The sequence below is a fragment of the Sphingomonas sp. genome (assembly GCF_035758555.1).
GTDB lineage: Bacteria > Pseudomonadota > Alphaproteobacteria > Sphingomonadales > Sphingomonadaceae > Sphingomonas_B.
In genome coordinates this window covers 1-22,848 of the sequence record NZ_DASTXI010000196.1, presented here as the reverse complement: position 1 = coordinate 22,848, position 22,848 = coordinate 1, and the positions used below count along the sequence as shown (strand labels likewise).

The following is a 22,848-nucleotide window of genomic DNA, read 5'->3' as shown; positions in this document are numbered from 1 at the left end:
GCCGGCGCGGTCGTGCGCGGCCTGCGCGGCGGAGAGCGGGGCGAGGACGTACTGGAACGCCTGGCGCACGATCAGCGGCACGGTCGAGACCTTGCGCGCGATGCCGAACAGGCCGGCGGCGGTGGCGCCGCGCGCGCCGGGCAGCGACAGGTTCAGCAGCACCGCGGGCAGGTCGTTGAACAGACGCCGGCTGATCGCGGAAGGCAGCAGGGCGAGGCCCGTCTTCAGCAGCTCGCGCCTCAGCCTTGGCGAGGCGGGGGCGCTCAGCAGCAGCTTCGGGTCGTAATAGCGGCCGAGCAGGCGGGCGGCGAGCAGGGCGGTCAGGAACAAGGAGGCGAGATGGGCGAGCAGCAGGCCGAGGCTCTGCACGCCGGCCGCGAAGAAGCCGACCGCGAAGATCAGCCGCGCGACTTGTTCCCAGAAGATGCGCAGCCGGATTTCGGGCCCGAAGGCGCGGCGGGCGCGGGCGGCGGAGGTCGCGACCTCGACGAAGGTCCATAAGGGGAGCGCCCAGGCGAAGATCGCGATCGCGGTCGGCAGCTGGGCGCGGTCGCGCGGGGCGGCGGAGAACAGGCTCGCGATCGGCTCGGCGAAAATCGTGGCGGCAAGCGCCAGCGCTGCTGCGGGGAGGACCGAGACCAGGAGCGCGAAGCGGACGGCGGCGTGGGCGTCTTCCTCGCGCTCGGTCGGGACGATCCGCTGCAGCGCCTGCGTCATCGACAGGTCGATGATGTTCTCGACGATGTTCACCACCGCCCACAACACCGTGTAGATGCCGTAGGTCGCGATGCCGAACAGCCAGGTATAGGCCGGCTGCGCGACGACTTCGATCAGCGCGCCGAGCCTTGCCAGCGCGGCCAGGCCGGCGCCGCGGGCGACGTCGCGCTGGCTGACCGGGCCCGCCGTCACTCCTCGGTCCGCACCAGCACCGTCTCGCCGATCAGCAGGAACAAAAGGAACGGCGCCCACGCGGCCAGCACCGGCGGATAAGCCCCCAAATTCCCCATCGCCAACGCGAAATTATCCGCCACGAAATAAGTAAACCCCAACCCCATCCCAACCACCAACCGAACGAAGAGCTTGCCCGAGCGGGCGAGGCCGAAGCCGGCGACGGCGCCCAGCAGCGGCATCAGGACGGCGGAAAGCGGGCCTGAGATCTTGTGCCAGAGGCTCGCCTCGAGCGCTTTGGTTGGACGGCCGGCTGCTTTCAGGTCGGCGATCGCCTGGCGGAGCTGAAAGAAGGAAAGGCCGTCGGGATCGACATTGGCGAGCGTGAAGCGGTCGGGACTGACCCCGCGCGCCATCGAGATGGTGCCGAGCTGCGCCTCGGTGCCGGTCGCGACGTCGAAGCGGGTCGCGCCGGTGAACCGCCATACGCCGTCGACATAGCGGCCTTCCTTTGCCTCGATCACCTGGGTCAGCCTGTTGCCGGTGCGATCGTAGATCGAAACGCCTTCAAGTCGTGTGTCGGGTCCGCGGCCGATCGCGCGGGCGGCGCGGATCAGATCCTCGCCGTTTCGGACCCAGAGGTTCGACTGGACGGCGCTGTCCTTCGGGATCGGCCCGTAATCGGCCTTCTGCCAAGCAGACAGGGTTGCGGTGGAGCGGGCGACCACGCGTTCGTTGAACGTGAACGACAGCGCCGCGACCAGCACGCCTGCGACCATCAGCGGCGCGAGGATCTGATGCGCGGACAGGCCCGACGCCTTCATCGAAATGACTTCGCTGTTCTGGTTCAGCGTCGCCAGCGTGATCAGCGTGCCGAGCAGCACCGAGAATTTCAGGAAGGTCGAGATGATCTGCGGCACGCGCAGACCGACATAGGTCCAGAGCTGCGCCTCGCCATTGCCGGGATAGGCGAAGATCTTGTCCGATTCGCCGAGGAGGTCGAGCGTGGTCAGGATCAGCACCAGCCCGGCGAGCACCGCGAAGGAGCGCACCAGGAACATCCGCGCGGTGTAGAGTGTGACCGTGCGCGACGGGAAGAATTGAAGCTGCATAGACTAGGCGATCGCCTCGGGCCGGCGCCGGCGGATGCGGAGCCAGCGGCGAACGGCGGCGCCGGCCTTTGCGAACACGCGCTCCAGCCCGCCGATCGGCTGGCCCCCCGGGACGAATGCGAGCTGGTAGAACAGCCACCAGATCAGCGCCGCGAAGATCACGAACGGCACCCACAGCGCGATCAGCGGATCGATCCGGCCGAGCGCGCCCATGCCCTGCGCATATTCGTTCACCTTGTGATAGGTGACGACCATCACGATCGACAGGAACACGCCGAGGGCCGAGGTCGACCGCTTCGGCGGCACGGCGAGCGCGACCGCCAGCAGCGGCAGCAGGAACATCATCGCGACTTCGACGACGCGGAAATGGAAGTTCGCGCGGCTTTCGTTGCGCTGCGGCAGCGGCAGCTTGTCGTTGTTGCCGATCCGGACCAGCTCCGGGATCGTCAGTTCGCGCTCCTTGCCGCCGCGACCGCGGAAACGTTCGATCTTGGGCAGGTCGATCGGCAGGTCGTGCGACGTGAAGCTCAGCACGCGGGGCACCTTGAAGCCCGGCTCGTCATGGACGAGCGTGCCGTTCTTCAGGCGAAAGATGATGACGTTGGGATCGTCGGTGCGCAGGAAGCTGCCTTTTTCCGCGGTCACGGCAAGGCTCCGCCCCTCGCGGTTTTCGGCGCGCACGAAAATGCCCGACAGATCGGCGCCCGACTTGTGGCTTTCCTCGATCCGCACCGTCATCTGCTGGCCGAGGCTGGTGAACTCGCCGACCTTGATCGAGGCGCCGAGCGCACCCGAGCGGAGCTCGAACTGCAGCCCTTCATAGGCGTAGCGCGCCTTGGGCTGGATGAAGCCGACGATCGCCAGATTCAGCAGCGCGAGCGCGATCGTGTAGAGAAACGGCACGCGGAGCAGCCGGCCGTAGCTGAGGCCCACCGCGCGCAACACGTCGAGCTCCGACGATGTCGCGAGGCGGCGGAAAGCAAGCAGGATGCCCAGCATCAGCCCGATCGGGATGCCCAAGGACAGATATTCGGGCAGCAGGTTGGCCAGCATCCGCCAGACGACGCTGACCGGTCCGCCTTCCTCCGCCACGAAATCGAACAGCCGCAGCATCTTGTCGAGCACGAGCAGCATCGCCGCGATGACAAGCGTGGCGAACAGAGGAACGGCGATCAGCCGGGCAAGATATCGGTCTACGGCAGTCAACATCTTCGAATTCTAGACGCCCTGCGACCATGTTTTGGCCGCAAAGCTTCACCAATTCCCAGAGCAAAGGTGCGGTGCGGCGCGTCCGCTATAGCCGCGGTTGCAGAGATGGTCATGAAGAAAGTTTCGGTTGCTTGTCTCGCCGTTCTGGCCGCGGCGGCGTGGAGCGCCCCGGCAGCGGCAATGTATGGCGACACCGCGGCGTGCACGCGCGGCGATACCGCCGTGCTGGTGCGCGTCAGCGGCTTCAAGGAGCATCAGGGTACGCTGCGCGTGCAGATCTACGGCTCCAATCCCGCCGATTTCCTCGCCAAGGGCAAGAAACTGCGCCGGATCGACGTTCCGGTTTCGAAATCGGGCCGCATGGACGTGTGCGTCGCGCTGCCCGCGCCCGGCTCCTATGCCGTCGCGGTCCGGCACGATCTGGACGGCAACGGGAAGTCCGGCTGGTCCGACGGCGGCGGATTTTCGCGCAATCCCGACATTTCGCTGTTCCATCTGAAGCCCAGCTTCAACGACGTGGTGATCCGCGTCGGCCAAAGCGTCCGGCCGGTCGATGTCACGCTGCAATATCGCAAAGGGCTGTCGATCGGCCCGATCCGGGAGGGGTGAGGAAAGACTCGATGGCCTGCGTCGCCCTTCTTTCCAATCCGCGGTCGACCGGCAACCGGGCGCTTCTGCCGCGCGTCCGAGCCTATTGCGCGCGCAACCCCGACATCTTTCATTATGAGGTCGAGGAAATCGGCCAGATTCCGGACGCGATGCGCACGATCGCACGGGTGAGTCCGAAGGTGCTGATCATCAATGGCGGCGACGGATCGGTGCAGGCGGCGCTGACGGAGCTGCACGGCGGCCGCTATTTCGGCGAGACGCCGCCGCCGGTCGCGGTGCTACCGAACGGCAAGACGAACCTGATCGCGCTCGATCTCGGCGCCCAGGGCGACCCGCTGCAGGCGCTGGAGCGGATCGTCGAGCTCGCCCAGTCGGACCTGGCCCCGCACATCGTGCAGCGCGAGCTGATCGCGCTGTCCCACGGCGTCGACAGCCGGCCGGTGCTCGGCATGTTCCTGGGCGGGGCGGGCCTTGCCGATTCGATCCTGTTCTGCCGCACCAAAATCTATCCGCTCGGGCTGCCCAACGGCATCAGCCATGTGCTGACCGCGCTTGCCGTGATCATGTCGGTGGTGCTCGGCATTCGCGCCGCCTTCCTGCCGCCGCGGCCGGCGCCGGTGAGCGTCTCGCTGAACCGGGGCGGGCAGTTTTCAGGACGCTTCACGCTGCTGATCGTGACGACGCTGGAGCGGCTGCTGCTCGGCAGCAAAGCGGAAGGCGACACCGGCCGCCTGAAGCTGATGGCAGTGGAGCAGGGTCCTGCCACGCTGTTCCGCGCGGTGCTGGCGAGCATCCGCGGCCGGCTGGGCCGCAACCGGCTGCAGGGCGTGCATATCGAGCAGGGCGACGAGATCGAGATCGCCGGCGAGCGGTCGAACGTGATCCTCGACGGCGAGCTGTTCGAGGCCAGCGCCGGCAAGCCGATCGTGCTGCGCACCACGCCGCCCGTTCCGTTCCTGAAGCTGGCGGCCTGATCCGAGCAGGTGTCCGTTCGCTTCGAGCGGAGTCGAGAAGCGGCCGCTCGGAGCTTGATCGTTTCTCGACTTCGCTCGAAACGAACGGGAATGAATAGACCCGATCTCAAGCACCTCATCGCGGACGAGCTGGCGCAGCCGGTCGATCCGCGCGTTTCGGATGCGGCGGCGGCGATCGCGGCCCTGTATCCCGGCGCGCGCGCGGTGCTCTTCTACGGATCGTGCCTCCGGACCGGCGAGATCGACGGGCAGATGCTCGATTTCTACCTGATCGTGCGCGATTATCGCGAGGCATACGGAAAGCGCTGGCTCGCCTGGGCCAATCGGCTGATCCCGCCCAACGTTTTCCCGTTCGAGCGGAACGGCGTCGCCGCCAAATATGCAGTGCTGAGCGAGGATCATTTTCTTCGAGAGTGTAGTGTAAGCGCAAGGAGCCCCTCGGTATGGGCTCGCTTTGCCCAGCCGGTGCGCCAAGTTTGGTCTGCCGATGAGAACGCTGCCACGCTTGCACTGAATGCAATCTCCCGCGCGCCTGGGACACTTCTCGAACTTGTGCGGCCCACGCTGAGTGACGATGCTGCCCGGGACGTTCTAGAAATCTGGCGGCAAGGGTTTCGATTGACCTATGGGGCCGAGCTGCGCGCAGAGCGATCGGATCGGCCGGATTCCATCGTGGATCAAAGCCCGGAACGGTATCGAGCAATAGCGTTTGCGGCGGGGTTTCCGCGCGACATTGGCCTTGATGAAGCGGGGACGGAAGTATTCAGACGCGCATGGCGTCATCATCAACGCCGCGGCAAACGTCTGACGCTCCTTCGTCTCGCGAAGGCCAGCCTGACCTTTGCCGGCGGCGTCGATTATCTCGCCTGGAAGATCAACCGGCACGCCAGCGCCGGGATCGTCGTCAAGCCGTGGCAGCGGCGGCATCCGCTGCTCGGCGCGCTCATTCTGCTGCCGCGGCTGCTTCGAAGGGGGGCGGTCCGCTAGTCCGGGCGAGCGCCGCCTGGACGGCGCCCGACAGCGCTCCGATCGTGAATGGCTTGCGCAGCACGTCGTGCCCCGCGAATGCCGTCGCCCCCTCGATCTCGCCGGCGTAACCGGTCACGAACAGCACGCCGAGATGGGGATAATCCGGGCGAAGCGAGGCGATCAGCTCCGGCCCGGTCGTGCCGGGCATGATCACGTCGGTCAGGATCAGCCGCACATCGGGATGGGCGTCGATCAAGGCTTCGGCCTGATTGGGCGAAGGGCAGGGGATCGGATTGTGGCCGAGCTCCGCCAGCGCCTCGACGGTGGCGTTCAGCACCCGCACATCGTCTTCAACAACCAGGATCGTCGCGCGGTCGTCCGGCTTCTGCCGGGCAACAAGGCGCGACGGCTGCAGCTCGGCCGGAGCCACCCGCTGCGCTCCGCTGAAGCGCGGCAGCAGCAGCGTCACGGTCGTGCCGACGCCGGGCTGTGAGGCAATCACGATCTCGCCCTGCGATTGCCGCACGAAACCGAAAATCTGGCTGAGACCGAGACCGGTACCCTTGCCGATGGGCTTGGTCGTGAAAAAGGGCTCGAACACGCGGTCGAGCACGCGCTGGTCCATGCCGCAGCCGGTATCGGCGACCGAGATCGCGACATATTCGCCGGCGCGCGTATCGCCGAGCTCGCCTTCGCCGACAATCCGCGTGGCGGTGCCGAAGGTCAGCGTCCCTTCGCCGTCCATCGCATCGCGCGCATTCACGGCGAGATTGAGCAACGCGTTTTCGAGCTGGTGCTTGTCGACCCAGATCGCCCAATCGTCGCTAGCGAAGCGCGTGCGGACCGTGATCCGCTCGCCCAGCGTGCGGTCGAGCAGGTCCGTCATGCCGGCGATCAGCGTGTCGGGCGAGATCGCCTCGGGCAGCAGCGGCTCGGCACGCGCGAAGGCGAGCAGGCGGCGGGTCAGCGCGGCTGCCCGGCTGGCGCCTTCCATCGCATTTTCGATATGGCGCCCCGCCTCGCCATTGCCTTCGTTGAGCCGGCGCTTCGCCAGCTCGAGGCCGCCGATCACCACCGCCAGCATGTTGTTGAAGTCGTGCGCGATGCCGCCGGTCAGCTGCCCGACCGCGTCCATCTTCTGCGCTTGGCGAAGCTGCGCCTCGGCCGCTTCGCGCTCGGCCGCCTCGGCGAGCAGCGCCTGGTTGGTACGCCGCAACTCCGCCGTTCGCTCGGCGACCGCTGCCTCCAGTTCCTCGGCACGGCGGGCGACTTCGTCGGCATCGCGCCGCTCTGCCCGACGATCCGCGGCGGCCTGGACCACGTTCAGGCCAAGCACTGCCGCACCGATCACCAGCACGACCGCAAAGGCCCACAACAGCGTCGATGCCCAGTTCGATTGCGCCAGCGAAGCATTGGCGTGCGTGATACGGGTGTCGAGCACGCGGTTTTCGATCTCGATGATCCGGTCGAGCGTGTCGTTCAGCTCTTTGCGGTTCGCGACCTTGCCGGCCTTGTCGAATGTCGCGAGACCGTTGATCTTCTGGTCGTAGCGCGTGCGCAGCGCCGCGCTGGACAGCAGCCGTCCGCGCTGGTCGTAGTAAGCGCGCAGCTTCGTCGCGAGTTGCGCCTGCTGCGGATTGTCGCGTGTGACTTCGCGCAAGCGGTTGATCGCGAAGCCGGCGCGCCGCCAGTCGTCGACGTAGAGGCGCCCGAATTCGGGTTTCAGGCTGACGACATAGCGGCCGAGGCTGAGCTCTGCTTCCGCCATCGTGCTCTGCAGCGTGCGAACGAGAATGATGACCTCGAAGCTGTGCCGCTGGGCGGCGAGTGCCTCGTCGCGCTGCTTGCTTGAGTTGCTGACGAAGACAGTGAGCGCGATGAGGCCGATCGCCGTCATCAACGCGAGCGCGATCGCCAATCCGCGACGCACGCTGATCGAGCCCTGCTCGACCTCATGAGCTGAAAGACTAGCCATCCCCACGCCCGCTTCTACAAAGACGTGGTTAACGACTTCTGTCCAGCTTGGTCAGGGAATTACCGCTGTGGCGCGGCCAGCCTGTGCGAACATGTCGATGACCCGTTCGATCTGGTCGGCAGTGTGTTCGGCGCAGAGCGAGCAGCGCAGCAGGTAGGTGCCCGCGGGCGTGGCGGGCGGCCGCGCCATGTTGACGTAGAGGCCCTGTTCCAGCAGCGCCTGCCACATGCCGACTGCCTGTTCCTGCGTCGGCAGGATCACGGCGACGATCGCGGACTGCGGCGATTCCGTGCCGAGCGTGAAGCCGAGCTCGGTCAGCCCGTTGTGCACGCGCCGCGCATTTTCCCAGAGATGCTGGCGCTTGTTGTGGGCGTGGCGGAGCTTGCGGATGGAGGTGGCTGCGGTCGCGACCACCGACGGCGGCAGCGAGGCAGTGAAGATGTACGGCCGGCAGGCGAGGCGGATCGCCTCGAACTTCGGATGATTGGACACGCAGAAGCCGCCGACCGTGCCGACCGATTTGGAGAAAGTGCCGACAACGAAATCGACCTGGTCCTCGAGCCCCTGATCTTCGTAGACGCCGCGGCCGTTGGGGCCGAAAAAGCCCATCGAATGGGCTTCGTCGACCAGCACCATCGCGCCGTGTTTCTTCGCGACCGCGACCATCTCCTTCAGCGGCGCGATATCGCCCATCATCGAATAGACGCCTTCCAGCACGACCAGCTTGCCCGGCTCCGGCGGCAGGCGGCCGAGCCGTTTGTCGAGATCCTCGATCGAGTTGTGGCGGAAGCGGACGATCTCGGCATTGCCCATCGCGCAGCCGTCATAGATCGAGGCGTGGCTGTCGGCGTCCAGGATGATGTATTCGCCCTTGCCGGCGAGCGTGGAGATCATGCCCAGATTGGCCATATAGCCGGTCGAGAAGACGATCGCGCCGCTGGTGCCGTAGAATTCGCGCAGCGCCTCTTCGACTTCCATATGGTCGCGGAAGGTGCCGTTCAGCATCCGGCTGCCGTTGGTGCCGGAGCCGAAGGTATCGAGCGCCTCCTTGCCCGCCGCGATGACGTCCGGGTCGAAGGTCATGCCCATATAATTGTAGGTGCCGAGCAGGATCGTCTTGCGGCCCTGGATCACCGCTTCGGTGGGCGAGAGCACCTGCTCCATCACGATCGCGAACGGATCGCGCACGCCGCTGTCGAGCAGCGCCTGGCGTTCGGCGATCAGGCCGTCGAACTTGGACATCAGGTCGCGTTCCGGGGCGACCGTCTCGATCACCGGCGCGTCGGCGGTCTGGAGGCTGTCCGTCATCGGCTCAGTCCCTGAGCTTGCCGACCGCGTCGACGAGCTGGCCGACGGTCTCGATCTCCGCCTGCATGTTCATCGTGATGATGATGTCGAACTCGTCCTCGACCGCGGCGACGAAGTCCATCACCGTCAGGCTGTCCCATTCGAGATCGCCGGCAAAGGTGGTGGAATCGGTCAGCGCCACGCCCTTCTTGTTGAACGGCTCGATCAGGCGATGGACGGTGGTTTCGATTTCTTGACGATTGGACATGAGCGGCCCCTAATGCGCTTCGGCGCGGCTTGCCAAGGGATTGCGGCTGAAGGGTGGCAGCGTCGCGACTGAACAAGGGGGATATCTTGCCTTACGAAGCCAAGCCCAAGCGCTACGCGCCCGACGCGATCCACCTGATCCGCACGACCCAGCAGATCCAGGTCCAGCTCTCGGCGATGGCGGACCACAAGGCCAGCATCCTGATGGGCGCGACCTTCGTCGTGTTCACGATCACCCTGAACCAGACGGGCAAGGGGGAGATCCAGCCGGAAATGCTTGTGCTCGCCGGCTTTGCGCTGGCCTCTGCCGCGTTGGCGGTGATGGCGGTGCTGCCCTCGGTGAAGCCGAAACCGGGCGCGCCGCTCAACCTGCTGTTCTTCGGCTCGTTCACCGAGCTGGGGCAGGAGGAGTATATCGACACGCTGATCGAGCACATGCAGGAAGAGGAGAATGTCTACCGCACGATGGCGCGGGACATCTACCAGAACGGCACCGTGCTCAGGCGCAAGAAATACCGGTATCTGGCGCTTGCCTACCGGACGTTCCTGATCGGGATGGTGCTGACGATCCTGACCTTCGGGATCGATCGGTTCGGCTGAGCTAGAGCCACCCGGCGGCGCGGTAGGCGACGGCGGTGGCCTTGAGCCCGGCATTGGTTTCGATGTGCGGTCGCCACAGTTCGGCGGGCGGGCGGCGGTGGGCGACCCAGTCGGGGTGGCTGAAATAGCTTGCGCGGTCGAGCGTCAGCTTGGCGCGGCGGCCGCGTACCAGCCGGTCGAGCCGTGCGCCGGCGCGCATCAATCCGCGTGGGACCGAGATCGTCGTCAGCCGCTTGCGCCCGACCGCGGTGCCGATCGCTTCGGCGAACTGGCGGTGGGTCCAGCCCTGCTCATACCCGTCGTCGGGCTCGTAGGTGTCGCCGACCGTCTCGTCATGGCCGATCAGCGTCAGCAGGAAGCGGCTGAGGTCGCTGACCTCGATCACCGAGATCTTGCCCGAAGGCGGCAGGAAGACGAGCCCGCGCTTCGCCATTTTGAACAGTTCCAGCGTCTCGCGGTCGCCGGGGCCGTAGACGGCGGGCGGGCGCACGATCGTCCAGTCGAGCCCGCTCGCGCCGACCACCTGCTCCGACCGCGCCTTCGACCAGCCATAGTCCGACAGCTCGGGCTCGCGCGCGGCCATCGAGCTGACATGGATGAAACGGCGCACGCCCGCGGCCTTGGCGGCCTCGACCATGTTCAGCGTCCCGAAGACATTATGGTCCTGGAAGCCGGCGCGGTCGCGGGCGTTGATCGCGCCGGCGACATGGATCACGACGTCGGCGCCGACGGCGAGGCGGACCAGCGATTCGGGCTGATCGAGCGCGCCGTCGACCCATTCGATCTTTGAGCCCGAGACCTGCGGCTTACGGGTCAGCGCGCGGACGTGATGGCCGCGCATCGCGGCGTGGCGGACGAGCGTCGCACCGACAAATCCGGTGCCGCCGGTGATGGCGAGAGTGGGAAGAGGCATTGGGTCAGATCAACACGAGATGGTCACGGTGCACGAGCGCCGAACGCGGCGCATAGCCGAGGATTTCGGCCTGCGCATCGCTCTTCGTACGAAGGATGCGGGCGGCGTCGGCGCAGTCATATTCGGCGAGGCCGCGCGCGACGGCGTGCCCATCGCTCAGGATGGTCACGACGTCGCCGCGTCCGAAGCTGCCTTCGACCCTGACCGCGCCGGCTGCGAGGAGGCTGGCCCCTTGGGCCAGCGCTTCGACGGCGCCTGCATCGACATGGATCGAGCCGCGCGCGGTCAGCCTTCCGGTCAGCCAGGCCTTGCGCGCGCGCGACCGCCGTTCGGGCACGAACAGCGTGTGTCGCGCCTCGGCCGAGAGCGACCGCGCGGTCCGACCTGACGCGATCGCAAGCGCCACGCCGGCACCGGTCGCGATCCGCGCCGCCTCGATCTTCGATGCCATGCCGCCGGACCCCATGCCGGACGAGGAGCCGCGGTCCGCCATAGCCGCGATCGCGCCGTCGATCCGCTCGACCCGCGCGATGTGCGCGGCGTCCGGCAAGTCGGGATTGCGGTCGTACAGCCCGTCGACGTCGCTCAACAGCAGAACCCCTTGCGCGCGAGCCGCTTGCGCAACGCGGGCGGCGAGGCGGTCGTTGTCGCCGAAGCGGATCTCGGCCGTGGCGACCGAATCATTCTCGTTGATCACCGGCACTGCGCCAAGGCTCAATAACCGGTCGAGTGTCGCCGCTGCGTTCAGATAGCGCCTGCGGTCTTCCAGATCGTCCAGCGTGACGAGCATCTGCGCGGCGACCAGCCCTTCGCCGGCAAGCATTTCGGCCCAGGCCTGGCTGAGGGCGATCTGGCCCGTGGCTGCCGCTGCCTGGGCATCTTCCAGCGAGGCACGCCCGCTTTTGGCCAGCCCCAGCCGGCGGGCGCCCAACGCGATTGCGCCCGACGAAACGAGGGCGATCTGCTGACCGGCACGCATGCGTGCGGCGATATCTGCGGCAATCCCGCCCAGCCATTCGCGCCGCACCTGGCCTTCGCCGGTGACGAGCAGTGCCGACCCGATCTTGACGATAAGGCGCGGGCAGTCGGCGGGCGGAAACAGCGGCATCGGTTGCCGTTAGCGCGGGGCGGTCCGCCGCGCCAACGGCGGACGCAGTTCAGGCGAGCTGCGGACGGACGCGACGGCGCGCGACTGCGCCGACGAAGCCGAAGCCGGCAATCATCATCGCCCAGGTCGCCGGTTCGGGAACCACCGCCAGGTTGGTGATCTTGAAGCCGTCGATCCTGCCGTCGGAATTCGTGAAGTCCGCGCCGATCAGCCAGATATCGCCCCAATGGAGGTTCGGGTTGATATTGCGGGTGTTGCTGGCGCCGTTGTTGCTGGGCGACAGCGACGTGTAGGAGCCGTCGAACAGCGCGTTCAGATCGGACACGTTCTTGTTGTTGAGGCCGAGGCCGCTGTTCCAGGCGAGATCGCTCCAGCCATATTTGATCGTCGCGTCGCTGTCCTTCGAGTAGCCCAGAACGCTATATGTATTGAATCGGGCCGACATCAGCGCGACCGGCTTGTCGAACTGCAGGATCACAAAGTCCTTGCGGCCCTCATTGTCGATCGTGTGCTGGTTGTTGTCGCCGCCATTGTCGTCGCCGGAAACGACGGCCAAGCCGCCATCATAGACCAGCAGCTTGGAATCGCGGACATAGGTGCTCTGGCCGACCTTCTCCAGGCTCCAACCCGTTGCCCGGACCTTGAACACCCCGAGATCGGAGGAGGTCGCCGTGAAGATTCGGGCGTTGCCATCGGAGATGTTGTAGTTGCTGCCAACGGTGAAATCGAACACCGCAGGCGCCGGCGCAGCCGATGCAGAGCCTTCGTAAGTCATTGCCAAAGAAGCGGCGGCGACGGCCAGGACGGCCCAGCGGTTCAGCTTCATGATACCCCCTTACAGACGGATGCGCCCTTGTTGTTTTGATTCCGGGCGCTGAATAAGCCGACTCACTATAGCGCAATTTGCGGCCATACGCACGATCCGGATGCGCATCGGACTAAGTGATTCCGCCTCATTTCGGGACAGTCTATGTCAGAGAGGCGACCATTCGATCGCGTCCTCGCCCTCGTCGTCTTCGCCGACAGGCGCGGCCTCCGGACCGATCGCTTCCAGCAGCTTGTCGAGTGCCCAGTCGACACCCACGCCGCTGGCGCCCGAGAGCGGGATGACGGGCTGTCCGCTCGCTTGCTCCAGCTCTGACGACAAGGCGGCGATCAGTTCGTCGTCGAGCGTGTCGATCTTGTTCAGGGCGACGACCACCGGCTTGCCGGCCAGCCCCGCGCCATAGGCTTCGAGTTCGTCGCGCACGACGCGATAGCTTTCGGCGACGTCTTCGTCATTGGCATCGACCAGGTGGAGAAGCACGCGGCAGCGTTCGATATGGCCGAGAAAGCGGTCGCCGATGCCGGCACCGTCCGCTGCGCCCTCGATCAGGCCGGGGATGTCGGCGATCACGAACTCGCGGCCTTTGTGGCGGACGACGCCCAGCTGCGGCCGGGTGGTGGTGAACGCATATTCGCCGACCTTCGCCTGCGCATTGGTGACGGCGTTGATGAAGGTCGATTTGCCTGCATTGGGCAGGCCCACCAGCCCGGCGTCGGCGAGCAGCTTGAGCCTCAGCCACACCCAGGCTTCTTCGGCCGGCCAGCCCGTGCCGTGCTGGCGCGGCGCACGGTTGGTCGACGTCTTGTAGCTGGCATTGCCGCGCCCGCCGTCGCCGCCGCGCAGGAAAACGATCCGCTCGCCGATGCGCGTCAAATCCGCGAGCAGGCTGCGCTCCTCGTCATCGGCCAGGATCTGCGTGCCGACAGGAACCTTGATGACCAGGTCCCTGCCGCCGGCGCCTGTCTTGTTGCTGCCAGACCCGCCGGTGCCGCGCGGCGCACGAAAATGCTGCGTGTAGCGAAAGTCGATCAGCGTATTGAGGCCGGCCACCGCCTCGAACACGATATCGCCGCCCTTGCCGCCGTCGCCGCCGTCGGGACCGCCATATTCGATGAATTTTTCGCGGCGAAAGCTGACGGCGCCCGGCCCGCCGGCACCGGAGCGGACGAAGATCTTCGCCTGGTCGAGGAAATGCATGGCGCGCCAGATAGGCGGAGTCGCGCCCCGCGGCTAGCCGTCCTCCTCGATCGCCATGCCGGCAATCATCCGCGCGGTCGCCATTTCCCGAGCCGTGTCGCGCGGCAGGCCAAGTGCATTGGCCATTGCCTCGCCCAGCAGCGCGTCGCCCATTGCACTCAAGACGAGGTCCAGCGTGTCGCGGCGCATATCCTCGTCATGCGCAGTGCCGTCGCTCAGTTCGTCCATCAGCCGGTGAATCGCCTGGAGGATCGGATCGAGCGCGTCGTCATTGCCCGACAGGATCGCCCAGGAGGCGAGAGCGCCGCCGCCTTTCTCGAAGGCGTCGAACGTCAGGTCGACGACGTCGCGGCGCGAGCCGTGGCCGGCACGCACCTTCATGACCGCTTCGCCGATACGCCGGGTAATCCGCTCCGCCATCGTCTCGGCGAGCGCCTTCTGCAGTCCCGCGGCCGAGCCGAAATGGTGGAGCAGATTGGCATGCGTTCGGCCCATCCGCGCAGCGACGGCCTTCAGCGTCACGGCCTGGGGCCCGGCTTCGACCAGCAGGTCTCGCGCCGCTTCGAGAGCGGCGGAACGGCTGGCTTCGGGCGAAAGGCGGCGTTTGGCGAGCGACATGCGGCAGCCCTACGCCATTCCGCCGGCTACGGGAACGGCAACAGTTTATTGACAATCCTGTCAGTATATGGCCTCCTGCCGTTGAGGAGACTCGGCCCATGCACGTTGCCGCGAAGACGCCTGCCGATTTGACGATCACGCCGCGCGACCGGCGGTTCGGCCGCGGCGCCAGGCAAGCGCGCTGGTGGCACGGCGGCGATCCGATCGCGACGGCCTGGCACAATGCGCTGTCGATCACTTTTCCGCGCGGCGAGGCATTCTTCATCGAAAGCGTCAAGGCGTTCCGCGACGGTGCACCGCCCAAGCTGGAGGCGGAGATCAAGGCCTTCACAATGCAGGAAGTGATGCACAGCCGCGAGCATGTCGCATTCAACAAGCGCGTGACCGACGCCGGCTATGACGTGGCGGGGCTGGAGAAAGCCGTGACCGACTCGCTGGAGCTGACCAAAGGCCGGCCGCAGATCCTGAACCTCGCCGTGACGATGGCGCTGGAGCATTATACCGCCATGCTGGCGCAGATGATGTTGAGCCACCCGCGCTACTTCGCCGGCGTCGAAGCTGAAACCAAGGCCATGTGGCAGTGGCACGCGATCGAGGAGATCGAGCACAAGGGCGTCGCCTACGACACCTGGCTGCACGCGACGCGCGAGTGGACGCGGTGGAAGCGGTGGAAAGTGAAAAGCATCATGATGCTGCTCGTCACCTGGCGCTTCTGGACCAAGCGCTGGCAAGGGACGCTGGAGCTTCTCGCTCAGGACGGGATCGGCGGGTTGGGCGCACGGGCGCGGCTGTTCTGGTACCTGATCGGCGCCCCGGGGCCCGCCCGACACATCTTTCCCGCCTGGGTCGCCTATTTCCTGCCCGGTTTTCACCCGTGGAACTATGACGACCGTGCGCTGATCCAGCGCGCCGACAGCGCCTATGCCGACGCGCAGATTCCGGCCGCGGCCTGAACCCCGCCGACAGCTGCGTCCGGACCTGTGACGAAGTCCTCAGCACAAACGAAAGCGCCGGCGGCTCGTGGAGCCGCCGGCGCTTCGTTCTAGCTTCGAGCGATAAGCTCAGGCGCTCTCGGGCTCGTCATTGCCTTCGGCAACGGCGTAGATCACGCCGACCACGGCCGCGAACACCAGCACGCCGATCAGGGCGCCGCCGCCGAACAGCTGCTCGCCATCGGCCGAAGCGTTGGCACGCACCGCCGACGCAACCGAGAGCTTCGACGCGCTGCTCTGCGCGAGCACCGGAGTCGCCACCATGCTGGCTGCCGCGACAGCAATCAAACCACGCTTGAACATTCCTTGCCTCCCTGAACGGCACAAATAGTGAATCTCGTGGGCGATTACTCGCTCACTCGCACCGTCTGTAGCCGATCCGAAACGGAAGGCAAGCGCCGACGGGCCGTTTCTCAGCCGGTGTGTTGATTTTGCTACACCCGCCAGAGCCTTGGCAGGCGGTGGTTCGTCGTTTCGGATGCGAACCGCATTGCAACGCCGCCCGCTTCGTCACGTTCTAGCTGGACCTCAACGGGAGATACGCGATGAAGGCGCTCGTCTGGCACGGCAAGCAGGATATCCGCTACGAGACGATGCCCGATCCCGAGATCGAGGAGGGCCGCGACGCCATCATCAAGGTCACGAGCTGTGCGATCTGCGGATCGGACCTGCATCTGTTCCACAATTTCATGCCGGGCATGAAACCGGGCGACATCGTCGGCCACGAGACGATGGGCGAGGTGGTCGAAGTCGGCAAGGACAACAAGGAGTTGAAGGTCGGCGACCGCATCGTGGTGCCCTTCACCATCTGGTGCGGCGAATGCGATCAGTGCCGCCGCGGCAATTACTCGGTTTGCGAGCGGTCGAACCGAAACGCCAAGCTGGCGGAGCTTGCGTTCGGTCACGCGACGGCGGGCTTGTTCGGCTATACGCACCTGACCGGCGGCTATCCGGGCGGACAGGCCGAATATCTGCGCGTGCCGATGGCCGACACGACGCATATCAAGGTTCCCGACCATTTCACCGACGAGCAGGCGCTGTTCCTGTCCGACATCCTGCCGACCGGCTGGCAGGCAGCCGCCTATTGCGACATCGAGCCCGAGGACACGGTAGCGATCTGGGGCGCGGGCCCGGTCGGGCAGATGGCGATCCGCAGCGCGGTGCTGCTTGGCGCAAAGCAGGTGATCGCGATCGACTTCCTGCCGGAGCGGCTCAGCATGGCGGCGGCGGCAGGGGCGATCACGATCAATCCGGGCGAAGAGAGCGTGAAGGACCGGCTGAACGAGCTCACCGACAACAAGGGTCCCGACAAGTGCATCGATGCGGTCGGCATGGAATCGCATTCGCAGATTCTGCCCGAGCATCTCTACGACCGGACGAAGCAGAGCCTGATGATGGAAACCGACCGTCCGCATACGTTGCGCGAGGCGATGCTGATGGTGCGGCCGGGCGGCGTGCTGTCGGTACCCGGCGTCTATGGCGGCGTGCTGGACAAATTGCCGTTCGGTGCGGTGATGAACAAGGGCGTGACGATCCGGACTGGGCAGACGCACGTCAATCGCTGGACCGACGAGCTGATCGAGCTGATCGACGAAGGCGCGCTCGATCCGAGCTTCGTCATCACCCACACCGAGCCGCTGGCCAAGGGCCGGAGATGTATCCGACATTCGAAAGCCGGAAGGATAATTGCATCAAGGTGGTGCTGAAACCCGGCCAGCAGCAGGAGGCGGCATGATGGCCTGGAAATATGGCAGCGACAGTTCCCTTACCGCAGCCGATGCGCTGGTGCGCGGCATCGGACTGTTCTCGCTCGGCCTGGGCGTGGCCGAGCTGGTGGCGCCGGGCAAGATCGCGCGCACGTTCGGGCTTGAGGGCAAGGAAAATATCGTCCGCGCCTTCGGGGCACGCGAGATTGCGGGCGGCGTCGGCACCTTGTCGATCAATCCGCAGCCGGCGCTGTGGGCCCGCTTTGCCGGCGACCTGATGGACGCAGCGACCGTCGCGCTCGGCACCCGCAGCGATGACGAGGAGAAGCGGCGCAACGCCTGGATCGGCGTCGGCGCGGCGGTCGGTTTTGCGGCGCTGGACGCATTCGCGGCGACGCTGATGGCCAAGCGTGGCGGCGAGCGCCCGCCGCCGGCCGATTACAGCGACCGCTCCGGCCTGCCGAAGGGCGTCGAGGCCTCGCGCGGCTATTACCGCGAGAAGCGGGAAAAGGGCCCCGCCGTCGCCAGCCGCGACGCGCGCAAGGACCGGACGCATTCGAGCGACGCCGACCCGGCCCGGACCGAAACCGACGCCGGCCAGGCGCCGATCCCGGCAGGGGTGTCGATCGGCTGACCCGCCCCCAAGGAACGGAGCGCCCGGAGCGCCGTTCCCCTGCGATGGCCGCTGCGGACGATCTCCATTCGCCCGACCTCCGGGCCGCACCGGAGCGCGAGGATTTCTATGCCGAAAGCCTGAAGCTGCTGGCAGGCTCCGGCTATCCGTTCCTGCTGTCGGGCACCTATGCGCTGTCCTGCTACACCGGGATCAACCGGCCGACCAAGGATGTCGACCTGTTCGCGAAGCCCAGCGACGCGCTGAAGATCCTCGCCTTCTTTCGGGAACAGGGGCGACCGGTCGAGATGGTCGACGAGCGCTGGCTGGCGCGGATCACGCGGGGCGAGCTGTTCATCGACCTGATCTTCAACATGCCGACCTCGGGCAGCACGGTCGGCGAGGATTGGTTCAGGGGCGCGCCCAAGGCCCGCATCTACGACACGGTCGTGCAGCTGGTGCCGCCCACCGAGTTCGTCTGGTCGAAGATCTTCGTGCAGGACCGCTATCGTTATGACGGCGCCGACGTCGCGCATCTGATCCTCAGGAAGCATGCCGAGATCGACTGGCAGCGGCTGCTCGATCATCTCGAGCTGCACTGGGAAGTGCTGCTGATCGCGCTGCTGAACTTCCGCTTCGTCTATCCGAGCGAACGCGACCTGATCCCCGGATGGCTGATGGACGAGCTGCTGGAGCGACTTGCTGCGCAGCGCGGCATGCCCGGACCAGGCGTCAAGGTCTGTCGCGGCCGCATCTTCAGTCCGCGCGACTATGAGATCGACGTGACCGAATGGGGCTTTTCCGAAGCTTTCGGCAATCTGGAAGAACGCTATGAGCACCACTGAACCGACCACGGGCGCGATGACCATCGCCGCCATCGGCGACCTCCACGTCACCGAAGCGGCGACGCGGCCATATTCCGAGTTGTTCAAGGAAATGTCCGATCAGGCGGACGTCATCGTGCTGTGCGGCGACCTCACCAATTTCGGCAAGACCAAAGAAGCGGAAATCCTGGCCGAGGACATACGCTGCGCGACCAGGCCGGTGATCGGCGTGCTCGGCAATCACGACCATGAGTGCGGCCAGCCGGAGGCAGTCGCGCAGATCCTGCACCAGGCCGGCATGACCATCCTCGACGAACAGGCAGTGGAACTGCACGGCGTCGGCTTTGCCGGGGTGAAGGGATTCCTGGGCGGCTTCGGCCGCGGCGAGCTGGCCCCCTTCGGCGAAGCGCCGCTGAAGGCGATCGTCGAGGAAGCGAATAACGAGGCCCGCAAGCTGGAGAATGGCCTTCGCTCGCTACGCACCGAACGCTCCGTCGCGGTGCTCCATTACGCCCCGATCCCGCAGACGCTGGAAGGCGAGCCGATCGAGATTTTCCCCTGGCTCGGCTCCGCTCGCCTCGCCGACGCGATCGATCGGTTCGATCACGTCAGGCTGGTCGTTCACGGCCACGCCCATCATGGCGCCTATGAAGGCCGCACCCGGGCGGGGATTCCGGTCTACAACGTCGCTCAATTCGTCGTGCGGCCGAAGTTCGATCGACCCTACGCGCTGTTCACGGTCTGAAGCCCGCAGCAGCGTCAGGCGGGCACTCTTCCAAACAGCTTTGATCGTCAGTAGCGTGCGAACTTGTCGGGGGGATTCAGCCGTAACTCTTCGCTCTCCACCGTCTGCGGCGCGCGGATTCCCGTAACATCATCGACGCCCGGCCATCCGGGTTTCAAAGCTGCGGATATCGAAACATGCGAGTCCTGACATTTCTGCTCACCACCGCGAGTCTGGCCTGCACCTCCAGTCTCGCGGCAAAGCCGGCAGCCTCGACCGCACGGGCCGACGCGCCGGCGGTGGCGCAGGTCGCCAGCCAGATGAAGTGGCGGATGATCGGCCCCTTCCGCGGCGGCCGAACGCGTGCGGTGACCGGCGTCGCGACGCAGCCGAACGTCTTCTACATCGGCGCGGTCAACGGCGGCGTCTGGAAGACCGACGATGCAGGGAATAGCTGGCATCCCCTCTTCGACGAGCAGCCCACCCAATCGATCGGATCGATCGCGGTGGCGCCGTCGAATCCGAATATCGTCTATGTCGGCAGCGGCGAGGGTCAGCATCGGCCGGACCTTTCGGTGGGCGACGGCATCTACAAATCCACGGACGCGGGCAAGACCTGGACGCACTTGGGATTGCGCGACGGACAGCAGATTCCCGGCCTGGCAGTCGATCCGACCAACCCGGATCGCGTTTTCGCCGCCGTGCTCGGCCATCCCTTCGGGCCGAACGCCGAACGCGGCGTGTATCGCTCATTGGATGGCGGCAAGACCTGGGAGCGGGTCTTGTTCAAGGACGAGAATACCGGCGCCTATTCGATCGCGATCGACCACAGCCAGCCGCAAACCGTCTATGCCAGCCTGTGGCAGGATCGTCTTGGTCCGTGGGAGGACAGGAACCAGTATCAGGGGCCTGAAGGCGGCCTGTTCAAGTCCACCGACGGCGGCACCACCTGGCGCAAGCTGACGAACGGGCTGCCGGAGGGCACTGCACAGGTGATCGTCACCGTCAGCAGCCCCAACCCGAAGCGGCTTTACGCGACGGTGTCGGTCCGCTCCGACATTGGCGGCAAGGGCGCCCCGGGCAGCGGACTCTACCGCTCCGACGATGCCGGCGAGACCTGGGTGCGCATCACCGACGATCCGCGGCCCTTGGCGAGCATCTCGGAAAATGACCTGCCCGTGATGCGGCCACACCCGACCGATCCCGATATCGTCTACATCTCCGGGATCATGACCATGAAGTCGGTCGACGGCGGCAGGACATGGGATCCCGTGCGCGGCGCGCCTGGCGGCGATGATTATCAGAACCTCTGGATCAACCCGACCAATCCGAACATCATCGCCTACGCCGTCGACCAGGGCGCCACGATCACGCTGAACGGCGGCAAGACCTGGAGCAGCTGGTTCAATCAGCCCACCGGTCAGCTCTATCACGTGACCACGACCAACAATTTTCCGTACCGCGTGTGCGGCGGCTATCAGGACAGCGGCTCGGTCTGCATTTCGAGCCGCGGCAACGACGGCGCCGTGACGGTGCGCGACTGGCATCCGGTGGGCGCCAGCGAATATGCCCAGGTCGCGCCGGACCCGCTGGATCCGGACGTGATCTACGGCGCCGGCCGCTCGCAGGTCTCCCGCTTCCACGTGTCCACCGGCCTGGTCGAGAACGTCACTCCGGTGCCGGTCCTCACCGCGGAGGATCGGGTGGATCGCACCCAGCCGATCATGTTCGCGCCGTCCGACCCGCACGCGCTCTATTACGCCACCAACCGAGTCTATCGCACGCGCGACGGCGGCACGAATTGGGAGGCGATCAGCCCCGATCTGACCCGCGAGAGGCCTGGCCTGCCCGCCAGCGTCGGCACGATGCACAGGCCCGGCATGGCGGAGCAACGCGGCGTGGTCTATTCGCTGGGCGTCTCGCCGCGCGACAGCAACATCCTGTGGGCCGGCACCGATGATGGCCTGGTGTGGACCAGCCGCGACGGCGGCAGGAACTGGGCGAACGTCACCCCGCCGGCGATCTCGGCGTGGAGCAAGGTCACCCAGATCGACGCGTCGCATTTCGACAAGGACGCTGCGTACATCTCGGTCAGCCGGATGCGCATCGACGACCAGCGGCCCTATATTTTCCGCACGCGTGACGGCGGCAAGACCTGGGACTTGATCGTCGCCGGCCTGCCCGAAAATGCCGCCGTCAATGCGGTGCGCGAAGATCCGGTGAAGCAAGGCCTGTTGTTCGCGGCCACGGAAAAGGCGGTGTGGGTCTCCAGCGACGACGGCGCCAGCTGGGAATCGCTCCAGCTCAACCTGCCGCACAGCTCGATGCGCGACCTGGCGATCCAGGACAACGACCTTGTCGTCGGCACGCATGGGCGGTCCATCTGGATCCTCGACGATATCTCGCCGCTGCGCCAGATGAACGGCGTAGCGACCAGGCAAGCAACGCTGCTGAAGCCGGTGGCGGCCTATCGCGTCGCTCGCAGCACCTGGACCGACACGCCGATTCCGCCGGACGAACCGGACGGCCAGAACCCTCCGGCCGGCGCGATCATCGACTATTATCTGCCCAGGGATGTCAAAGGGGCGGTCACGCTCGAAATCCTCGACGGTCAGGGCAGACTGGTGCGCCGCTACCGCAGCGACGATCCCGCGGAGATCACCGAGGCGGAGATCAACCAGGGGCTGGTCCCGCGATACTGGATGGTGCCCCATCGGCCCCTGTCGGGCGAGCGCGGCATGCACCGCTGGGTTTGGGACCTCCACTATACGGCGCCAGCAGGCGCTCGTCGGGGCTTCCCGATCTCGGCCGTGCCGCACGCCACGCCGCATCTGCCCCAGGGGCCGATGGCGATCCCGGGCGACTACACCGTCAGGCTGATCGTCGACGGCAGGCATCTCGAACAGCCGCTGACGCTGCGGGCCGACCCGCGCGTCACGGCTTCCGCCGAGGCATTGAGACAGCAGCTCGACGTTGGCCTCACCGTCAGCGACCTGCTGACCCGGGCTTCGACGATGCTGGCCCAGGCCAAATCGCAACAGGCTCAGCTAAAGGGCGCGAACGCCGGCGATCCGGCCATCACGCGCTTCGGCACCGAGCTTGAAGGCATGCTGGAAGGAGACGCGAGCAGCAATCGCGACGGGCTGGCCCGGACGCAGCGCAACCTCGACCAGCTTTATTCGCAGGTGACGGAAGGCGCGGCCGCGCCGACCAGCGCACAACTGACCGCCGTGCGTGCCGCCGGCGAACAGGTCGCGCGGCTGGAGGGCGAGCGGAAGCAGGCGCAGGCCGATGTTCCGGCAGTCAACCAGAGCCTGCGCAAGGCGGGCCTCGGCCCCTTGCGCGCCGGCACGGCGCCTGCGGACACAGTCGGCGATCCGGACGACGGCTGATGGATCAACGGGCGACGCGACGAGCGCGGCGTCCGCGGCTCCGCC

21 protein-coding genes and 1 pseudogene are annotated in these 22,848 nt (G+C 66.3%); 10 read left to right on the top strand and 12 right to left on the bottom strand.

Annotated features, from left to right (window positions below; genetic code table 11):
* From VFT73_RS11760 to lptF, 3 genes are all read right to left on the bottom strand, one after another.
* Positions 1–909: lipopolysaccharide biosynthesis protein (locus VFT73_RS11760; RefSeq protein ID WP_326411275.1), on the bottom strand; the 909-nt coding region annotated here is incomplete at its 3' end.
* On the bottom strand, positions 906–2,000 hold the full coding sequence (gene lptG, locus VFT73_RS11755; RefSeq protein ID WP_326411273.1) for an LPS export ABC transporter permease LptG: 1,095 nt from the start codon (positions 1,998–2,000) through the stop codon (positions 906–908). The genes VFT73_RS11760 and lptG, both read right to left, overlap by 4 nt.
* Before the next feature lie 3 nt (positions 2,001–2,003).
* Positions 2,004–3,209 (bottom strand): LPS export ABC transporter permease LptF, encoded by a 1,206-nt coding sequence (gene lptF / locus VFT73_RS11750; RefSeq protein WP_326411271.1) that lies wholly within the window; start codon positions 3,207–3,209, stop codon positions 2,004–2,006.
* 111 nt (positions 3,210–3,320) lie between these two features.
* On the opposite strand from lptF, the gene VFT73_RS11745 reads away from it, so the two are divergent.
* The 3 genes from VFT73_RS11745 to VFT73_RS11735 all read left to right on the top strand — a co-directional run bounded on the left by VFT73_RS11745 (position 3,321) and on the right by VFT73_RS11735 (position 5,779).
* Positions 3,321–3,818, top strand: coding sequence for a DUF2141 domain-containing protein (locus VFT73_RS11745; RefSeq protein ID WP_326411268.1), 498 nt, complete (start codon positions 3,321–3,323; stop codon positions 3,816–3,818).
* A gap of 11 nt (positions 3,819–3,829) precedes the next feature.
* A complete protein-coding gene (locus tag VFT73_RS11740; protein ID WP_326411267.1) occupies positions 3,830–4,792 on the top strand; it encodes an acylglycerol kinase family protein in 963 nt (320 codons plus the stop codon).
* 90 nt (positions 4,793–4,882) lie between these two features.
* On the top strand, positions 4,883–5,779 hold the full coding sequence (locus tag VFT73_RS11735; RefSeq protein WP_326411265.1) for a hypothetical protein: 897 nt from the start codon (positions 4,883–4,885) through the stop codon (positions 5,777–5,779).
* On the opposite strand, the gene VFT73_RS11730 is transcribed toward VFT73_RS11735, so the two are convergent.
* The 3 genes from VFT73_RS11730 to VFT73_RS11720 are packed head-to-tail and all read right to left on the bottom strand — an operon-like array spanning position 5,736 to position 9,291.
* Positions 5,736–7,736 carry an ATP-binding protein gene (locus VFT73_RS11730; protein ID WP_326411263.1) on the bottom strand — a complete coding sequence of 667 codons (2,001 nt, stop codon included), beginning with the start codon at positions 7,734–7,736 and terminating at the stop codon, positions 5,736–5,738. The two genes, VFT73_RS11735 and VFT73_RS11730, sit on opposite strands and share 44 nt — an antisense overlap.
* Before the next feature lie 51 nt (positions 7,737–7,787).
* The gene (gene spt, locus VFT73_RS11725) at positions 7,788–9,044 is read right to left on the bottom strand and encodes a serine palmitoyltransferase (RefSeq protein WP_326411260.1); all 1,257 of its coding nucleotides are present in this window, start codon (positions 9,042–9,044) and stop codon (positions 7,788–7,790) included.
* Positions 9,045–9,048: 4 nt separating this feature from the next.
* Complete coding sequence (locus VFT73_RS11720; protein ID WP_326411258.1) at positions 9,049–9,291, bottom strand: acyl carrier protein; 243 nt, start codon at positions 9,289–9,291, stop codon at positions 9,049–9,051.
* An 86-nt stretch (positions 9,292–9,377) separates the two neighbouring features.
* Here VFT73_RS11720 and VFT73_RS11715 point away from each other — a divergent pair, with 86 nt between their 5' ends.
* Positions 9,378–9,890, top strand: a complete 513-nt coding sequence (locus VFT73_RS11715; protein WP_326411256.1) for a Pycsar system effector family protein — start codon at positions 9,378–9,380, stop codon at positions 9,888–9,890.
* A gap of 1 nt (position 9,891) precedes the next feature.
* Here VFT73_RS11715 and VFT73_RS11710 read toward each other — a convergent pair whose 3' ends face one another.
* The 5 genes from VFT73_RS11710 to VFT73_RS11690 all read right to left on the bottom strand — a co-directional run bounded on the left by VFT73_RS11710 (position 9,892) and on the right by VFT73_RS11690 (position 14,552).
* Entirely contained in the window at positions 9,892–10,803 is a 912-nt protein-coding gene (locus VFT73_RS11710; RefSeq protein ID WP_326411254.1) for an NAD-dependent epimerase/dehydratase family protein, read from the bottom strand.
* 4 nt (positions 10,804–10,807) lie between these two features.
* Entirely contained in the window at positions 10,808–11,911 is a 1,104-nt protein-coding gene (gene proB, locus VFT73_RS11705; protein ID WP_326411252.1) for a glutamate 5-kinase, read from the bottom strand.
* Between the two features lie 49 nt (positions 11,912–11,960).
* Positions 11,961–12,737 carry a PEPxxWA-CTERM sorting domain-containing protein gene (locus VFT73_RS11700; protein ID WP_326411250.1) on the bottom strand — a complete coding sequence of 259 codons (777 nt, stop codon included), beginning with the start codon at positions 12,735–12,737 and terminating at the stop codon, positions 11,961–11,963.
* Positions 12,738–12,884: 147 nt separating this feature from the next.
* The gene (gene obgE, locus VFT73_RS11695; RefSeq protein ID WP_326411247.1) at positions 12,885–13,934 is read right to left on the bottom strand and encodes a GTPase ObgE; all 1,050 of its coding nucleotides are present in this window, start codon (positions 13,932–13,934) and stop codon (positions 12,885–12,887) included.
* Positions 13,935–13,967: 33 nt separating this feature from the next.
* Positions 13,968–14,552, bottom strand: a complete 585-nt coding sequence (locus tag VFT73_RS11690; protein WP_326411244.1) for a helix-turn-helix domain-containing protein — start codon at positions 14,550–14,552, stop codon at positions 13,968–13,970.
* A 98-nt stretch (positions 14,553–14,650) separates the two neighbouring features.
* Here VFT73_RS11690 and VFT73_RS11685 point away from each other — a divergent pair, with 98 nt between their 5' ends.
* Positions 14,651–15,505, top strand: coding sequence for a metal-dependent hydrolase (locus VFT73_RS11685; protein ID WP_326411241.1), 855 nt, complete (start codon positions 14,651–14,653; stop codon positions 15,503–15,505).
* A gap of 108 nt (positions 15,506–15,613) precedes the next feature.
* Here the strand turns inward: VFT73_RS11685 and VFT73_RS11680 are convergent, their stop codons facing one another.
* Positions 15,614–15,847 (bottom strand): hypothetical protein, encoded by a 234-nt coding sequence (locus VFT73_RS11680; protein WP_326411238.1) that lies wholly within the window; start codon positions 15,845–15,847, stop codon positions 15,614–15,616.
* A gap of 242 nt (positions 15,848–16,089) precedes the next feature.
* Between VFT73_RS11680 and VFT73_RS11675 the strand changes: the two are divergent.
* The 5 genes and pseudogenes from VFT73_RS11675 to VFT73_RS11655 all read left to right on the top strand — a co-directional run bounded on the left by VFT73_RS11675 (position 16,090) and on the right by VFT73_RS11655 (position 22,803).
* Positions 16,090–17,279 (top strand): annotated as a pseudogene (locus tag VFT73_RS11675) (zinc-dependent alcohol dehydrogenase).
* Entirely contained in the window at positions 17,276–17,884 is a 609-nt protein-coding gene (locus VFT73_RS11670) for a hypothetical protein (RefSeq protein ID WP_326411235.1), read from the top strand. Before VFT73_RS11675 ends, VFT73_RS11670 begins: the two are co-directional and overlap by 4 nt.
* A gap of 44 nt (positions 17,885–17,928) precedes the next feature.
* Positions 17,929–18,708 (top strand): hypothetical protein, encoded by a 780-nt coding sequence (locus tag VFT73_RS11665; protein ID WP_326411232.1) that lies wholly within the window; start codon positions 17,929–17,931, stop codon positions 18,706–18,708.
* Entirely contained in the window at positions 18,695–19,432 is a 738-nt protein-coding gene (locus VFT73_RS11660) for a metallophosphoesterase family protein (protein WP_326411230.1), read from the top strand. Before VFT73_RS11665 ends, VFT73_RS11660 begins: the two co-directional genes overlap by 14 nt.
* A gap of 176 nt (positions 19,433–19,608) precedes the next feature.
* The gene (locus tag VFT73_RS11655; RefSeq protein WP_326411228.1) at positions 19,609–22,803 is read left to right on the top strand and encodes a VPS10 domain-containing protein; all 3,195 of its coding nucleotides are present in this window, start codon (positions 19,609–19,611) and stop codon (positions 22,801–22,803) included.
* Positions 22,804–22,848 lie beyond the last annotated feature (45 nt).

Excerpts from the sequence above, each read along its gene's own strand:
- lptG (WP_326411273.1), bottom strand. The coding sequence starts at position 2,000 with ATGCAGCTTCAATTCTTCCCGTCGCGCACGGTCACACTCTACACCGCG.
- lptF (WP_326411271.1), bottom strand. The coding sequence starts at position 3,209 with ATGTTGACTGCCGTAGACCGATATCTTGCCCGGCTGATCGCCGTTCCT.
- VFT73_RS11745 (WP_326411268.1), top strand. The coding sequence starts at position 3,321 with ATGAAGAAAGTTTCGGTTGCTTGTCTCGCCGTTCTGGCCGCGGCGGCG.
- VFT73_RS11740 (WP_326411267.1), top strand. The coding sequence starts at position 3,830 with ATGGCCTGCGTCGCCCTTCTTTCCAATCCGCGGTCGACCGGCAACCGG.
- VFT73_RS11735 (WP_326411265.1), top strand. The coding sequence starts at position 4,883 with ATGAATAGACCCGATCTCAAGCACCTCATCGCGGACGAGCTGGCGCAG.
- VFT73_RS11730 (WP_326411263.1), bottom strand. The coding sequence starts at position 7,736 with ATGGCTAGTCTTTCAGCTCATGAGGTCGAGCAGGGCTCGATCAGCGTG.
- spt (WP_326411260.1), bottom strand. The coding sequence starts at position 9,044 with ATGACGGACAGCCTCCAGACCGCCGACGCGCCGGTGATCGAGACGGTC.
- VFT73_RS11720 (WP_326411258.1), bottom strand. The coding sequence starts at position 9,291 with ATGTCCAATCGTCAAGAAATCGAAACCACCGTCCATCGCCTGATCGAG.
- VFT73_RS11710 (WP_326411254.1), bottom strand. The coding sequence starts at position 10,803 with ATGCCTCTTCCCACTCTCGCCATCACCGGCGGCACCGGATTTGTCGGT.
- proB (WP_326411252.1), bottom strand. The coding sequence starts at position 11,911 with ATGCCGCTGTTTCCGCCCGCCGACTGCCCGCGCCTTATCGTCAAGATC.
- VFT73_RS11700 (WP_326411250.1), bottom strand. The coding sequence starts at position 12,737 with ATGAAGCTGAACCGCTGGGCCGTCCTGGCCGTCGCCGCCGCTTCTTTG.
- obgE (WP_326411247.1), bottom strand. The coding sequence starts at position 13,934 with ATGCATTTCCTCGACCAGGCGAAGATCTTCGTCCGCTCCGGTGCCGGC.
- VFT73_RS11690 (WP_326411244.1), bottom strand. The coding sequence starts at position 14,552 with ATGTCGCTCGCCAAACGCCGCCTTTCGCCCGAAGCCAGCCGTTCCGCC.
- VFT73_RS11685 (WP_326411241.1), top strand. The coding sequence starts at position 14,651 with ATGCACGTTGCCGCGAAGACGCCTGCCGATTTGACGATCACGCCGCGC.
- VFT73_RS11680 (WP_326411238.1), bottom strand. The coding sequence starts at position 15,847 with ATGTTCAAGCGTGGTTTGATTGCTGTCGCGGCAGCCAGCATGGTGGCG.
- VFT73_RS11670 (WP_326411235.1), top strand. The coding sequence starts at position 17,276 with ATGATGGCCTGGAAATATGGCAGCGACAGTTCCCTTACCGCAGCCGAT.
- VFT73_RS11665 (WP_326411232.1), top strand. The coding sequence starts at position 17,929 with ATGGCCGCTGCGGACGATCTCCATTCGCCCGACCTCCGGGCCGCACCG.
- VFT73_RS11660 (WP_326411230.1), top strand. The coding sequence starts at position 18,695 with ATGAGCACCACTGAACCGACCACGGGCGCGATGACCATCGCCGCCATC.
- VFT73_RS11655 (WP_326411228.1), top strand. The coding sequence starts at position 19,609 with ATGCGAGTCCTGACATTTCTGCTCACCACCGCGAGTCTGGCCTGCACC.